Source organism: Achromobacter sp. Root83, assembly GCF_001428845.1.
Lineage (GTDB): Bacteria > Pseudomonadota > Gammaproteobacteria > Burkholderiales > Burkholderiaceae_B > Achromobacter.
The window spans coordinates 217,833-230,252 of sequence record NZ_LMIU01000025.1; the positions used below are offsets into that span (position 1 = coordinate 217,833).

Genomic DNA, 12,420 nt, shown 5'->3' on the forward strand with positions numbered 1-12,420 from the left:
CTGGTTTTCGGCATCAGCGGCCGCGCCGGGCAGGCGCGGCAGCCGATGCCGCGCACCGCCTGCCGTCAGTGCCCAGCCGGCTTGGCGGCGGCGCCCGCCTTGTCGTGGACGGCGAATCGCCCGATCATCGTGGCGCTGGCTTCATTCAGTCCAATGACCTCCACCGCCACGCCCGCGCGCCGCAACTTGATCACCACCTTGTCGAGCGCGCCCACGGCGGAAATATCCCAGAAATGCGCGGCGGAAACGTCCAGCACGACGCGGTCGACGGCCTCCTTGAAATCGATCGCCTCCGCGAACCGTCCGGTGGACGCAAAAAATACCTGCCCGGCGTAGCGATAGGTGCGGGTGCGGCCATCGGGCGACAAGCTGGCGCTGACCTCGAACAAACGCCTGACCTTGCCGGCAAAAAACACGCCGCTCAAGAGCACGCCCACCAGGACGCCCCGCGCAAGGTCATGCGTCCAGACCACGACCACGACCGTCGCCACCATGACCACCGATGACTGCCATGGATGCGAGCGCAGGTTGCGGATGGATCCCCAGTTGAACGTGCCGATGGAGACCATGATCATGACCGCGACCAGCGCGGGCATCGGAATCTTCGCCACCAGCGGCCCCAGCACTACGATCAGGAACAGAAGAAAGGAGCCGGCGACGAAGGTGGAGAGCCGGGTGGAACCGCCCGACTTCACGTTGATGACGGACTGCCCGATCATGGCGCAGCCGCCCATGCCCCCAAAGAACCCGGTCACGAAATTGGCGATGCCCTGCCCCTTGCACTCGCGCCGCTTGTCGCTGGGCGTGTCCGTCAGGTCGTCCACGATCTGCGCGGTCATCATCGATTCCAGCAATCCGACGGCGGCCATGGTCAGCGAGTACGGAAGAATGATCCGCAAGGTCTCGAAGCTGAACGGCACGTTCGGGATCAGGAATACGGGCAGGGACGAAGGCAGTTTCCCCATGTCGCCAACGGTATTGACGTGCAGCCCGCCAAAAATGGAGATGACCGTAAGCACGATGATGGCGACCAGCGGCGACGGCACCGCCTTCGTCAGGCGGGGAAACAGATAGATGACCGCCAGCCCCCCGGCCACCATCACGTACGTCACCCAGGTGACATCGATCAGTTGGGGTAGCTGGGCAATGAAAATCAGGATCGCCAGCGCATTCACGAAGCCGGTGACAACGGACCGCGACACGTACTGCATCAGCAGATCGAGCCGCAGGAATCCGGCAAGCACCTGAATGATCCCCATGAGGACGGTGGCCGCGAAAAGATAGTCGACGCCATGCGCCTTGACCAAAGGCGCGACCAGCACCGCGACGGCCGCCGTGGCGGCCGAGATCATGCCGGGCCGGCCGCCCACCAAAGCGATGATCACGGCGATCGAGAACGAGGCGTACAGCCCTACCCGAGGGTCGACTCCGGCAATGATGGAAAAGCCGATGGCCTCGGGAATGAGCGCAAGGGCAACGACAATGCCCGCAAGAATATCGGCACGAGGACTGGCCATCCATTCGCGGCGAAACGTGGAAAGAAAAGACATTTGGCTAACCTGAAGTTAGCAAGCGATGCATCACACCGAGGGAGGTTTGTTTCGGTCTCGGAACGAGCCGTACTTCGCTTGGAGTTGTCCGAGGGATAGGCGCCCGGCCGAGCCACCCGGCGAGGCCGGGTCCACTTGTGTCGCTATTCGACGCGACGCGCATCCATTGCAGATGCGGCGAGGCGGAATTGTACACACGTTTTTGCGCATGCCAGGGGACGCGCGCCGGTCAGGCCTAGGGTTTCCCCCAGCGCCACGACGGTGCGGGCGCAGGCAAACATCATTTTTCTTATGATCGGCGCACGCGTATAACTGTCGGTTCGAAGCGTGAGCGATTTCAACTCAAGGGTCACAGGCATGAAGGCATACTTCCACGACGATCAGAAGCTCCACCACCCGCAGACGTACTTTTCGCGCGGCAAGATGCGCACGCCGCAGGAAGTGCCGTCGCGTCTGGATGGCCTGGTGCAGGCGGCCCGCAAGCTGGGCTTCGATGTCCAGGCGCCGGCCGACCACGGCGCCGGCGCGCTGTCGGCCGTGCATACGCTGGACTACCTGCGCTTCCTGCAGGATGCTCACGAAGACTGGATGAAGCTGCCGGGAGACTGGGGCGGCGAGGTGGTCTCCAACGTGTTCGTGCGCGAACCCAACGCGCTGCGCGGCGTGCTGGCCAAGGCGGGGCGCTACCTGGCCGACGGCAGTTGCCCGGTCGGCCCCAAGACCTGGCAGTCCGCCTACTGGTCGGCGCAATGCGCGATTGCCGGTGCCGAGGCCCTGCTGGCCGGCGACCGCCACGCCTACGCCATCTGCCGGCCGCCCGGCCATCACGCGCGGCGCGATGCCGCGGGCGGATTCTGCTATCTGAACAACGCCGCGATCGCCGCCCAGCGCCTGACGTCGAAATTTCCGCGCGTGGCCATCCTGGATACCGATATGCACCACGGCCAGGGCATCCAGGAAATCTTCTACGAGCGCAGCGACGTGCTCTACGTATCCATCCACGGCGACCCCGAAAACTTCTACCCCGTGGTGGCGGGTTTCGAGGACGAGCGCGGCGCCGGCGAAGGCTACGGCTACAACATCAACCTGCCCATGCCGCACGGTTCGCCGGAGCCGGTGTTCTTCGACAGGCTGGCCCAGGCGCGCCGCGCGATCGACCTGTTCCAGCCCGATGCCCTGGTGCTGTCGCTGGGCTTCGACATCTTCGAAAAAGATCCGCAGGCCATGGTCAGCGTGACAGAAGACGGCTTCGAACGCCTGGGCCGCGAGGTCGGCGGCCTGCGCCTGCCGACCCTGGTCGTGCAGGAAGGGGGCTATTACATCGAAGGGCTGGAATCCAACGCGACGCGGTTCTTCGCCGGGCTCACCGGCGCCTGATCACGGGCGCAGCGGGACGGGGCGGGCCGGGCCTGTCCGGCCGCTTCGTCGAGCGGGGCAACGGCGGCGAACGCATGAATGACATCCGGCGCATGCATGATCCAGTGTCTAATCACCGGCTCCCTCGCGGGATACAGACCAGGCTGCCCGGGCGTCCCCGCCCGGCAGTCCCGAACAACAAGACATCAGGATTTCGCACGTGTTTCATGTCATCACCGGCCTCATCGGCCTTTACGTCATCTGGCGCTTCGTCTGGCCGCTGACCTTGCCAAGAATGGGAAAGATACTGCTGGCGGCCCTGGTGCTGCTGGCCGCCGAGCACCATCTCATCACCCGAAATTTCTTCGGCACCATGGCGTCTCCCGAGGTGCCGGCCGGCATCCTGATGGCGCTGGGCTGGGCATTCGGCGCGCTGATACTGCTTGCGCTTTTCCTGTTTGCGAAGGACGTGGCGGGCCTGCTGCTGTCCGCGTTCTCGCGCCGCCATGGACGCGCGCTGCTGGCCTGCCCGCGCCTGCGCACCGGCCTTGCCGCCGCCGCGCTGGTGCTATCCGCGGTGGGCGTCTGGCAAGCGGTCCGGGTGCCGGACGTGAAGACGATCGAGGTCGCCCTGCCCGGCCTGCCGCCCGCGTTCGATGGCTTCAAGATCGTGCATTTGACCGACCTCCACGCCAGCCGCCTGCTGCAGGCGGACTGGATGCGGGCGGTCGTTGACCGGGCCAATGCACTGGAACCGGACCTGACGCTGATCACGGGCGATCTGGTGGACGGGACGCCCGAAGCCCGCGCCGCCGATGTGCTCCCATTGCGTGAACTGAGGGCGCCGCACGGCGTGGTCGCGATCCCCGGCAACCACGAGTACTACGCCGAATACGTCAATTGGCTGAAGACGTTCGACCGTCTGGGCCTGCGGATGCTGCTCAATGGACACACCACCATTGAGCTCGGTGGCCAGTCCCTGGTGCTTGCCGGCATCACCGACGCCGCGGCGTCGCGCGTGGGCCAGCCGCTGCCGGACATCGACGCGGCCCTGGCGGGCGTCCCCCCTTCAGCCACCGTCATCCTGCTGAGCCATCGGCCGGTCGGCGCGGCGCGGAATGCGCAGGCAGGCGCCCGCCTGCAGCTTTCCGGCCACACCCACGGCGGCCAGATCCTCGGGCCGCATTTGCTCACCCAATGGGCCAACGAAGGCTATGTGTCGGGCATGTACCGGGTCGGCGGCATGCAGCTCTATGTGAGCAACGGCGCGGGGCTCTGGAACGGCTTTCCCATCCGGCTGGGCCGTCCTTCCGAGATCACCCGGATCGTGCTGCGGGCGGCCCCGCCGGCCTGACACCCGTCGCTGCATTGGCCTTTCGCCCTCACGCCGAGGCGGCCGGCCCCAGCATGCTGTCCCGCAGCCGCAGCACCGACGCGCAGGACGTGTCGCGATGCGTCACCAGCGACAGGGACAGCGCACCGCCGGCATCCGCGTCGGTCAAGGGCACGAACGCCACATGCGGCGTGGAATACGCCCGCGTCACGCCCGGCACCAGCGCCACCCCCATGCCGCTGGCCACCAGGCTGACCAGCGTCTGCACCTGAATCGCCTCCTGGCTGATGCGCGGGGAAAAGCCCGCCTTGTGGCACAGCGCCAGCGTCACCCCGTTCAAGCCCGGCACCTTGGCGGGTGAATACAGCACGAAGCTTTCGGACCGCGCACGCTCCAGGGCGACCGGGCCAGCGACGGCCAGCGCATGCCCGGCGGGCACCGCCAGGATCAGGTCGTCGCGCTCGACCACCCAGGAATCCAGCGCGGCATCTTCGGCCAGCGGCCCGCGCACCAGGCCCGCATCGATTTCATTGGCGCGCAGCATCGCCACCAGCCCCACCGTGCTGTCCTCGCGCAGGTCCAGCTGCACGTCGGGGTATTGCGCGCGAAACGCCGGCAGGCAGCGCGGCAGCAGCATGTACGTGGCCGACCCGACAAAGCCCAGGCGCAGCGTGCCCCATTCGCCCAGCGCGACGCGGCGCGCCGCCTGGCGGGCCTGCTCGGTATGGAAAAGCGCGCGGCGGGCGTCGGCCATCAACGCTTCTCCGGCGGGCGTGGTGCTGACGCCCTTGGCGCCGCGCACCAGCAGCGGCACGCCCACCGCGTGCTCCAGCTTCTGGATCGACACCGACAGCGCGGGCTGAGCGATGTGCAGGGTGTCGGCGGCGCGCCGGTAGCTTCCCAATTCGGCGATCGTCACAAACTGCCGAAGTTGCCGTAAATCGATAGCCATAACAGATTCCGTATCAAGCAATACCGAAGCCATATTAGACGCGTATGTTTCGCGCCGATAGGATTCCCGCCATGACATCCTCTTCCCCCCTCCCCGCCGCCGCGCTGGACGGCGTGCGCATCCTGGACCTGACGTCCGTGGTGTTCGGCCCCTATGCGTCGCAGATACTGGCCGACTACGGCGCCGACGTGATCAAGGTCGAGGCCCCCGGCGGCGACTCCACCCGGCACACGGGTCCTTCCCAAGAGCCGGGGCTGGCCGCCATCTTCCTGGGACTGAACCGCAACAAGCGCAGCATCGTGCTGGACCTGAAACAGGCCTCGGCGCGGCAGGCGCTGTTGACGATGGTGGATCAGGCCGACGTGCTGATGCACAGCATGCGCCCGGCCAAGATGGCCGCGCTGGGACTGGACCCGGCCACGCTGTGCGCGCGCAACCCGCGGCTGGTGTATGCCGGCCTGTACGGTTTTGGCGAAGGCGGCGCCTACGATGGGCGGCCCGCCTACGACGACATCATCCAGGGCCTGTCGGGCTTTGCCGACCTGGTCGACCGCCAGACCGGCACCCCGCGCTACCTGCCCACGGTCGCGGCGGACAAGACCTGCGGGCTGATCGCCGCGCACGCCATCCTGGCGGCGCTGTTCCAGCGCACGCGCACGGGCGCGGGCCAGCAGATCGAAGTGCCCATGTTCGAGAGCATGGCGTCTTATGTGCTGGTGGAGCATTTCTACGGCAGGCATCTGGCCGCGCAGCCCGGCGAGCCCCCGCGCCAGGCCGGCTACCCGCGCGTGCTGACGCCCTGGCGCAGGCCCTGCCAGACGGCCGACGGCCATGTCTGCCTGATGCCCTACACCGATGCGCACTGGCGCGACTTCTTCAACGCCGTGGACCGCCCCGATCTGGCGCGGGACGCGCGCTTTGCCGACATCTCCGCGCGCACGCGGCACATCGAGGCGCTCTATGAACTGCTGGCGGGCGTCGTCGCCGCGCACGGCACGGCCTACTGGCTGGCCCTGTGCGAACGGCTGGAGATTCCGGCCGCTCCCGTCAACCGCCTGCAGGACCTGGAAACGGACCCGCATCTGCAAAGCGTGGACTTCTTCGTGCCGCTGCAAAGCGCGTCCGGCGCCCGCTACCGCTTCCCCCGCAACCCGGTGCGCCTGCAGGCTTCCAACGTGCCGGCCGCGATGCCCCCCCGCCTGGGCGAACACACGCTGGACGTGCTGCGCCAGGCCGGACTGGACGATGCCCAGATCCGCGCGCTGCTTGAAACAGGCGCCGCGCGCGGCGCGCCTTTCCCCACCACGGAACACAGCAAGGATTCCGCATGAGTTCAGACAACGACACCCGCGCCATCGCGCAACTCGGCCAGGGCTATTACTGGCAAGACCTGGCCGTGGGCCAGCGCTTTCATACCTTCCGCCGCACGGTGACCGAAACCGACATCGTGAACTTCATCAGCGTGACGGGCATGCTGGAGACGATCTTCATCGACGCCACCTATGCGCACGGCGCCATCCAGGGCCGCCCCGCCCCCGGCGGGCTGACCTACGGGCTGATCGAAGGCCTGATCATGCAGGGAATGGTGCAGGGAACCGGGCTGGCGCTGCTGGAAGTCCACAAGAAAATGCTGGCGCCCGTGGTGGCGGGAGACACCATCTGGGCGGAAATTGAAGTCACCGGCGTGCGCCCGACGTCGCAGCACAACCGGGCGGTCGTCACGTCCGCCATCGAAGTCCGCAACCAGCACGGCAAGCCGGTGATGGCCTACACCGCCACGCGCATGCTGGCCGGCAGGCCAGACTAGAACCCGTTCGGCCGGCGGAACGCCCCGCATCGAGGGCGCCGCCGGCCGAACCTATTCCGCGGCACCCATAAAACACAAGGAGACAAACCATGAAGAAAGCACTGCTGGCGGCCAGCCTGGCCGTCCTGGCGCTGGGAGGCGCCGCCGGCGCCCAGGCCGCCTGGCCCGAGCGGCCCATCACGATGGTCGTGCCCTTCCCGCCCGGCGGGCCGACCGATCTGGTGGCGCGCGTGCTGGCCAAGCAACTGACCGATCAACTGGGCCAGACCGTGGTCGTGGAGAACAAGGGCGGCGCCAACGGCAACATCGGCATGCAGTATGCGGCGGGCGCCAAGCCCGACGGCTATACGGTGCTGTACAACACGTCGTCCATCGCGCTCAGCCCCAATCTTTATCGATCCTTGGCGTTCGACCCGGTCAAGGACTTCGCGCCGGTTTCAAGCACGGCGGTCATCCCGCTGGTTTTGCTCGTCCACCCGTCGGTGCCCGCGGACAACGCCGCGGCGTTCGTCGAGTACGCGCGCCAGCATCCCGGCAAACTGTCGTACGGGTCGGCGGGCGCGGGCAACGTCACGCATCTGGGCGCCCTGCTCCTGCTGCGTTCGCTTCAGATCGACGCGGTGCACGTGCCCTATCGCGGCAGCGCGCCCGCCATGACGGATCTGGTCGGTGGACAGGTGCAGGTGATGACCAACACGCTGAATGATTCGCTGGGCTTCATCCGCGAAGGCAAGCTGCGCGCGCTAGCGGTCACCAGCCCCACGCGCAGCGATCAGCTTCCCAATGTGCCCACGGTGGCGGAAACGGTGGCCCCGGGCTTCGGGATGGGCGCCTGGCAGGGCGTGGTGGCGCCAGCCGGAACGCCGGCGCCCGTCATCGAAAAGCTGAACGCCGAAATCCGCCGCGCCCTGCAATCCCCGGAGATGCAAAAACAGCTCAAGGCGCAAGGCGCCCAGGCGCTGGGATCGACGCCGCAGGAATACGCCGATTACATCAAGAGTGAAATCAAGCGGTGGGGTGAAGTGGTGAAGGCGGCGGATGTGAAGCTGGATTGAAGGCCCAGGCCTCCGGGGTGCGGCAAGCGGGCGTAGCGTGCGCGGCGTGGGGGCCCTATACAGCCGCCCGCCGCCGGGCCGCCCCAAGGCGGGGCGCCGCCCCCTCGGGGGGCAGCAAGCACGCGTAGCGTGCGCGGCGTGGGGGCCACCAATCCTACCGTCCAGCTGCCTTCGCGCTAATCCCGTTGGCCACGCCCATGTCGGTCTTGGGCACGTCGCGGATCAGCACGCGCACGTCTTCGCCGGAAATATCGATGCTGGCGCACACCGCCTGGTTCAGGGCGGCGATCAGGGCGGCCTTCTTGGCCTCGTCGCGGCCTTCGATCAGGGCCACGTCCACGCGCGCCATGCGCTTGCCGATTTCGCCGGCCACGATCACGTGTTCGGCAGGCACTTCCTGCAGCACGATACGCACGCTGGGCAGCGGCGCGGCGATGCTCTCGACCACGGCATTGGATGCCGCCTTCAACAGGTCGGCCTTCTGGGCGGCCGAATGGCCTTGCAGGATCTGAACGTTCAAAATGGGCATGGCGGTATCCGATTTTCCGAAATGGGAGAAGCAGGCCGAACCGGCCGGCCAGTCATCATATCGTGACTCTGCCCGCGTGCAAGCCTGTTGCACGCGGGCAGAGTTTCCTCGGCGCGGGCCGCAATCAGGCGGCTTCGCCCCGGTGTTCCGGCACGGGTTGCGCTTCCAGTTCGGCGCCCTCGGCAATGGCCGCCGGCTCGGTCAGGGCCGGCGTCACCAGCTCCACCACCTTCTTGCGCGACAGCATGCCCAGGAACTCGTCGTCCTCGCCCGTCACCGCGACCGGCTGGTCGCTGTGCACCAGTTGCGCGAGGACTTCGCCCAGGCCCGCCGTGGCGGGCACCGAGGCCAGGTCCTCGACAAAGCGCGACACGTCGCGCGCGCCTTCCTGTATGGCCTGCTCGGCGGCCTTGGCCGTCAGCACGCCGGCCAGGCGCTTGCCGTCCAGCACCGGCGCATACTCGTAGTTCAGCGCGTTCATGCGGTCCATGGCGTGCGCGGGGCGCGAGCGCATGGTCAGCGTCAGGCGCGCCGGGTTCACGGCGTGCGTGGCGTTGAGCACCTTGGTGCGGTTCACGTCCTGCAGGAACGACTGCACGTAATCGTTGGCCGGATTCAGCAGGATGTCTTCCGGCGTGCCTTCCTGCACCAGTTCGCCGTCCTTCAGGATGGCGATGCGGTTGCCCAGGCGCAGGGCTTCGTCCAGATCATGCGTGATGAACACGATGGTCTTGTTCAGCTTGGCCTGAAGCTGCAGAAGCTGGTCCTGCATTTCGCGGCGGATCAGCGGGTCCAGCGCCGAGAAGGCTTCGTCCATCAGCAGGATTTCGGCATCGGTGGCCAGGGCCCGCGCCAGGCCGACGCGTTGCTGCATGCCGCCGGACAACTGGTGGGGATACTGGTTTTCGAAGCCGGACAGGCCCACCTGTTCCAGCCATTCGCGCGCGCGCTTCTCGCGCTCGGCCTTGCCCACGCCCTGAACGGTCAGGCCGTAGGCGGCGTTGTCCAGCACCGTGCGGTGCGGGAACAGCCCGAAGCGCTGGAACACCATGCTCATCTTCTTTTGGCGGAAGACTTCCAGGTCGCGCTTGTTCAGGCTGACCACGTCCACTCCATCCACCAGGATGTGGCCCGAGCTGGGTTCGATCAGGCGGTTGAAGTGGCGGATCAGCGTGGATTTGCCGGAACCCGACAAGCCCATGATGACGTAGATGCTGCCCTCTTCGATGGACAGGCTGATGTCGCGCAGGCCCAGCGTGTGGCCGCTTTCGGCCAGAAGCTGTTCCTTGCTCATGCCGCCCTGGGCGGCTTCCAGCCATTTCTTCGGGTGCGATCCGAAGACCTTGTAGATGTTCTTGACCTCGATCTTGCTCATCGCTGGCCTCCCATGCGCATGCGCTGTCCATACGATTGCGTGATCCGGTCGAACAGCACGGCCAGCACCACGATACCCAGTCCTGCCAGCAGGCCGCGGCCCACTTCCAGACGATTGATCCCCAGCAGCACCTCATAGCCCAGCCCGCGCGCGCCGATCATGGACGCGATCACCACCATCGACAGCGCCATCATCGTGGTCTGGTTGATGCCAGCCATGATGTTGGGCAGCGCCAGGGGCAATTGCACACCGAAGAGCTGCTGGCGCGGGTTGGCCCCGAAGGCGCGCGAGGCTTCCAGCACTTCGCGGTCGACCAGGCGGATGCCCAGGTCGGTCAGGCGGATCAGCGGCGGGACGGCGTAGATGACGGTCGCGATGATGGCGGGAATCTTGCCCAGGCCAAACAGCATGACCACGGGGATCAGGTAGACGAAGCTGGGCATGGTCTGCATTACATCCAGCACCGGCAGCATGACCGAACGCAGCCAGTTGACCCGCGCCATCAGCACCCCTAGCGGAATGCCGATCACCACGGACAGGCCGGCCGCCATGATCATCAGCGCCAGCGTCTGCATGCCGGCGTCCCACAGGCCCAGCACGCCGATCACGCACAGAAGCGCGCCCATCGCCAGGCTCAGGCCGACGCGGCGGCTCACGCCATAGGCGATCGCGATCGTGACGGCGACCACCGCCCACCAGGGCGAGTTGCGCAGCAGTTGCTCCAGCCACACCAAGGCATGCAGCACAGGCTGAGACAGCGTCTCCAGCGTGTCCGCGTAGTTGGTGACCAGGTGATCGACAAAGCCGTCGATCGCCCCCCGTACCTGACGGGCGGGAATAATTTCAGGAAACATGTATTCGACTCCATTCTGGCGCGCTCGCCGCCCGTGTCGCCACCGGGCAACCCGGCACAACGGAAAACAACGAGACTGAAACAGGTGTCCGGCACTTCGACAGGCCGTCGCGGACGGAGGCCAATCTCACGGCAGTGTCGAACGCCGGGGAAGTTGCCACCGGGAGTGGCGGCACAAGCGCGCTTGACTGGCCGGACGCGAGCGTCCGGCCGGCGGCCATCCTGGCATAGCGGCCCGGCCCCACGAAGGACCGGCACGCGCCACTGCGGCGCGCGGCCAGGACCGCAGTACGTTACAGCGCGCTTTGGACGCGCCCGGCGACGTCGGCGGAGACCCACTTGGTCCAGACGTCGGGCTTGTTTTTCAGGAACCACTTGGCCACGGCGTTGGAATCGTCACCGGACTCTTCCATGTGGGCCAGCGTTTCATTGATCACCGGCAGCGGCACCGAGACCTTGGACAGGAATTCGGTGAGCTTGGGGGCTTCCTGCGAGAACTTGGTGTTCACGGCGGTGAAGACGGGATTGTCGGGATAGGCGCTGGCCTCGGGCTTGGCGCACTTGCTCGACGTCAGGCACTTGTGCTTTTCAGCATCGTAAGGCGGCATGTCCAGCTTGACCAGGTCCATCGCGCCGACCAGCGGCGTGGGCGACCAGTAATAGAAGACCACGTTCTGCTTGCGCTTGTAGGCCGACATCAGGGCCGCCTTCTGCGCGGCGCCCGTACCCGGCGAGTACAACGTGTAGGTGTCGTCCAGCTTCAGGGCGTGGAACAGGTTGTTGCTGGTCACTTCGCAGCCCCAGCCCGCCGGGCAGCCGTAGAACCGGCCCTTGCCGGGCTCTTCCGGATCCTTGAATTCGTCCTTGAACTTGGGCAGATCGGCCGCGGACTTCAGCTCGGGCAGGCGCTCGGCCGTGTAGCGGGGGATGTACCAGCCCTCGGCGCCCATGTACAGGTCGCCGATGCGCTTGACCTTGCCGGTCTTCTCGGCGCGGTCCCAGGGATCGGCCACGCTGTTCAGCCAGATCTCGGTATTGATGTCCAGGTCGCCGCGCTCAAGCGCGGCCAGGGCGGGCAGGGTCTCGGTGGGCAGGGTTTCGGTCTTGCAACCGTAGCCCTTTTCCATGATGAAACGCTCGACGTCCACGAGAACCAGGTTGGATTCCCAATTCATGGCGCCGAAGGTGACCGGCCGCTTGATTTCGCACTGAGGGGCGTCGGCGGCTTGGGCCGTTCCGGCGAACGCGAACAACACGGCCACGGCGGCCAGGGTCTTGACAGGGGTAAAACGCATTGGCTATTTGCCTCCATAGGTTCAGGCACACACGCCAGGCCGGGTTTGGCCTGGTAGTGCCATGGAGCTAAGGGGGTTGTGCGGAAGACGGGCAGAACCGCCAATACAAACCGAACACTAGCAACAAGACGGGCCGCGAAGGGTGCGGGGTCTTGCAAGACAGGAGTTCCAAAAACAATGTTTTTGAAAACCCACAGAAAGTGAACAAACTGAACGAAGAAGCCAGCATCTTAAACGAAATTGCTGTGCAACCCAACCCCACGCATGAATGAAACAGATACATCCGGGGCTCAGCGCCTAAGGGATAACCCGTAT

Annotated in this window: 11 protein-coding genes and 1 other annotated feature; of the genes, 5 read left to right on the plus strand and 6 right to left on the minus strand. The window is 66.2% G+C overall.

Translation table 11 applies throughout. The annotated features are described in order from the left end of the window. Positions 1-65: 65 nt before the first annotated feature. Positions 66-1,550, minus strand: a complete 1,485-nt coding sequence (locus ASE30_RS24105; RefSeq protein ID WP_057286803.1) for a SulP family inorganic anion transporter — start codon at positions 1,548-1,550, stop codon at positions 66-68. Between the two features lie 82 nt (positions 1,551-1,632). Next, positions 1,633-1,686 (minus strand) — a sequence feature (sul1 is cis-regulatory element that is thought to sense ions involved in sulfur or methionine metabolism; They are found in Alphaproteobacteria). Positions 1,687-1,907: 221 nt separating this feature from the next. Here ASE30_RS24105 and ASE30_RS24110 point away from each other — a divergent pair. Both ASE30_RS24110 and ASE30_RS24115 read left to right on the plus strand, forming a co-directional pair. After that, on the plus strand, positions 1,908-2,927 hold the full coding sequence (locus ASE30_RS24110) for a histone deacetylase family protein (protein ID WP_057286804.1): 1,020 nt from the start codon (positions 1,908-1,910) through the stop codon (positions 2,925-2,927). A gap of 199 nt (positions 2,928-3,126) precedes the next feature. Beyond that, the gene (locus tag ASE30_RS24115) at positions 3,127-4,260 is read left to right on the plus strand and encodes a metallophosphoesterase (protein WP_057286805.1); all 1,134 of its coding nucleotides are present in this window, start codon (positions 3,127-3,129) and stop codon (positions 4,258-4,260) included. A gap of 28 nt (positions 4,261-4,288) precedes the next feature. Here the strand turns inward: ASE30_RS24115 and ASE30_RS24120 are convergent, their stop codons facing one another. Next, positions 4,289-5,191 carry a LysR family transcriptional regulator gene (locus ASE30_RS24120; RefSeq protein ID WP_235515339.1) on the minus strand — a complete coding sequence of 301 codons (903 nt, stop codon included), beginning with the start codon at positions 5,189-5,191 and terminating at the stop codon, positions 4,289-4,291. A gap of 71 nt (positions 5,192-5,262) precedes the next feature. Between ASE30_RS24120 and ASE30_RS24125 the strand changes: the two genes are divergently transcribed. From ASE30_RS24125 to ASE30_RS24135, 3 genes are all read left to right on the plus strand, one after another. Beyond that, positions 5,263-6,522 (plus strand): CaiB/BaiF CoA-transferase family protein, encoded by a 1,260-nt coding sequence (locus ASE30_RS24125; RefSeq protein ID WP_057286807.1) that lies wholly within the window; start codon positions 5,263-5,265, stop codon positions 6,520-6,522. Continuing rightward, a complete protein-coding gene (locus tag ASE30_RS24130) occupies positions 6,519-6,998 on the plus strand; it encodes a MaoC family dehydratase (protein ID WP_057286808.1) in 480 nt (159 codons plus the stop codon). Before ASE30_RS24125 ends, ASE30_RS24130 begins: the two co-directional genes overlap by 4 nt. Positions 6,999-7,087: 89 nt before the next feature. Then, entirely contained in the window at positions 7,088-8,053 is a 966-nt protein-coding gene (locus tag ASE30_RS24135; RefSeq protein WP_057286809.1) for a tripartite tricarboxylate transporter substrate binding protein, read from the plus strand. A gap of 154 nt (positions 8,054-8,207) precedes the next feature. Here ASE30_RS24135 and ASE30_RS24140 read toward each other — a convergent pair whose 3' ends face one another. From ASE30_RS24140 to ASE30_RS24155, 4 genes are all read right to left on the minus strand, one after another. Next, positions 8,208-8,582: a tautomerase family protein gene (locus tag ASE30_RS24140; RefSeq protein WP_057286810.1), complete on the minus strand. Its 375-nt coding sequence runs from the start codon at positions 8,580-8,582 to the stop codon at positions 8,208-8,210. A 124-nt stretch (positions 8,583-8,706) separates the two neighbouring features. After that, positions 8,707-9,957 carry a glycine betaine/L-proline ABC transporter ATP-binding protein gene (locus ASE30_RS24145; RefSeq protein WP_057286811.1) on the minus strand — a complete coding sequence of 417 codons (1,251 nt, stop codon included), beginning with the start codon at positions 9,955-9,957 and terminating at the stop codon, positions 8,707-8,709. Next, the gene (locus ASE30_RS24150) at positions 9,954-10,811 is read right to left on the minus strand and encodes a proline/glycine betaine ABC transporter permease (protein WP_057286812.1); all 858 of its coding nucleotides are present in this window, start codon (positions 10,809-10,811) and stop codon (positions 9,954-9,956) included. The genes ASE30_RS24145 and ASE30_RS24150 overlap by 4 nt, the downstream gene beginning before the upstream one ends. A 292-nt stretch (positions 10,812-11,103) precedes the next feature. Beyond that, complete coding sequence (locus tag ASE30_RS24155; RefSeq protein WP_057286813.1) at positions 11,104-12,105, minus strand: ABC transporter substrate-binding protein; 1,002 nt, start codon at positions 12,103-12,105, stop codon at positions 11,104-11,106. Between the last annotated feature and the right edge of the window lie 315 nt (positions 12,106-12,420).